The organism is Zwartia hollandica (assembly GCF_019923725.1).
In the GTDB taxonomy this organism is placed as follows: domain Bacteria; phylum Pseudomonadota; class Gammaproteobacteria; order Burkholderiales; family Burkholderiaceae_B; genus Zwartia; species Zwartia hollandica.
In genome coordinates this window covers 1-2,421 of sequence record NZ_JAHXRI010000015.1, presented here as the reverse complement: position 1 = coordinate 2,421, position 2,421 = coordinate 1, and the positions used below count along the sequence as shown (strand labels likewise).

The following is a 2,421-nucleotide window of genomic DNA, read 5'->3' as shown; positions in this document are numbered from 1 at the left end:
CAGATTTGTTTGCCGAGTCGAGTGTAGAGATCTGGCGTGAAGCGTTTGAGCGTTTGGTGCAGGGGTTAACAGCTTCGGTGGATGCGCCGGTCAAGACCTTGGCGCTAATGGATGGTGTGGCGCGCCAAACGCTTTTGGCGAGCTCTGGTGGTTTAGAGGTGGCGATCTCTGGTGTCGCCCAGACGCTAGCCGCATTGTTTGATGAGCAGGCTTTGCGTACCCCGTCATTAACCGCTGTGAGTTTTGAGAATACGGATCTTAGCTACGAGAAACTAAACGCGCGCGCCAATCAACTTGCGCGTTATCTTATCCAGTGTGGTGCAGGACCAGAAAAAATTGTTGCAGTACTGCTGGACCGTTCTCCTGAAATGGTCGTCGCACTACTCGCGGTACTTAAATGCGGGGCAGCCTACCTGCCTCTTGACCCTGATTACCCCGCATCTCGACTCGAGTTTATGATTTCTGATAGTCAGGCGTGTGCCTTGGTGACGACCCAGATTGCCCATCAGAGGTTGACGCAAGATATAGCGCAGTCTCAACATGAAAGTGTAGCCGGTGATACCGCGGACATGTCAGCGGTACTACCTGCCACGTTGCAAATCATTGACGTACAGTCTGCACAGGTCGCCTCGCGTTTAGATAGCCTGTCTAGTGGGCCAATTCAAGACAATGAGCGTTTAAATCTATTACGTCCTACGCATCTTGCTTATCTGATTTATACATCGGGATCTACAGGGCGCCCCAAGGGCGTAGGCATGCCGCATCAAGCGATCGTCAATTTAATTCGATGGCAAGAAAATGAAATTCACGACTTACGTCAACGTATTTTGCAATATAGCCCAATCAGTTTTGACGTCTCTGCACAAGAAATTTCTTATGCGTTGACCAAAGGTCATACGCTTGTACTGGTTCGTGATGATGTGCGTCGAGACAACATGGCATTGCTTGAGCATTTGCACGCTGAGCGGGTCGATCAGTTGTATGTGCCTTTTGTTGTCTTGAATAGTTTGGCTGACACCCATGACGGGTTAGATGCAGTAGCTTGGCCTAAGACGGTAATCACCGCTGGTGAACAACTGCAGATTACGCCGAGTATCCGAAAGATTTTCCAGAACAATGCCTCAGCCAGGTTGCATAACCATTACGGACCGACTGAATCTCATGTTGTGAGTGCATATTCTTTGTCGAGTGATGTAGCAACGTGGGAAGATCTTCCTCCCATTGGCAAGCCTATCTGGAATACCCAGTTATACATACTAAACGCTTGTCTTGAGCCCGTACCTGCGGGCGTGATCGGTGAACTGTATATTGCTGGTATTAATTTGGCTCGGGGTTATTTAGGTCGGTCCGGCCTGACTGCAGAGCGTTTTATTGCCAGTCCATTTGGACCCGTTGGTAGCCGCATGTATCGCACGGGCGATCTGGCGCGTCGTCGTGCGGACGGCGAGATCATTTACTTGGGCCGAGCAGACCATCAAGTCAAAATTCGCGGTTACAGAATTGAGTTGGGCGAAGTTGAGAAGGCCTTAAGAAATCTTTTTCAAGAGCGCGTCAGCGAGGTTGCGGTTGTTGCGAAAGATTTTGTTGGTGGAAAGCGTTTAGTGGCTTATCTGGTGCCGCAGGCTGGACAGACTCTAGATTCGGCTGCGCAAATTCGTAGTGCTCTCGGTGAGGGCCTGCCAGACTACATGGTGCCAAGCGGGTTTGTTGTGCTTGAGCGCTTACCTTTAACACCGAACGGCAAACTTGATCAACGTGCGCTGCCAGAGCCTGAGGCACATCAAGGGGATAAGCCTTATCGGGCTCCAATTACGGCAAGTCAGGCTTTGCTGTGCACACTTTTTGCGGAACTGACCGGGGCGACGGTTGTTGGTCTCGATGATGGATTTTTCGAATTAGGTGGCCATTCACTATTAGCGATGCGCTTCATCGCACGTATCCGATCTGAAACCGGTTGCAATCTTCCGTTACGCACGTTGTTTGCACATTCGACACCGGATGCGCTCGCGCCCTATCTGGATGCCCTCGAAGCGGATCAGGGGCCCGCACTTGTTTCCGGTGCTGGGCGATTAGGAGAAAGTCGTGTCACGCTGTCCTTTGGACAGCGCAGATTATGGACGCTCAATGAGCTGGAGGGCGGCTCGGCGACTTATAACTTACCAGGTGCGCTGAGATTAACGGGGCATTTGAATATTCAAGCGCTTGCACGCGCGTTGGCGGCGATAGTCTCGCGACATGAGCCGTTGCGTACAGTCATGATTGATTCTGGACGTGGCGAACCGGACGGCTATTTGCTGCCAGCGCCTGATGCGCAGACGCTGATTACGGTGACGGATCTGAGTGGTATCGACTCAAGGCTAGAGCGTGAGCGACAGTTAAGCGAACTGATTAGGCTCGAGACAGCAAAGCCCTTTGACTTAT

General features: G+C 51.5%; 1 protein-coding gene. It reads left to right on the top strand.

Annotated features, from left to right (window positions below; genetic code table 11):
- A partial coding sequence (locus KZZ10_RS14375; RefSeq protein WP_259662234.1) for a non-ribosomal peptide synthetase occupies positions 1-2,421 on the top strand: 2,421 nt, incomplete at both ends.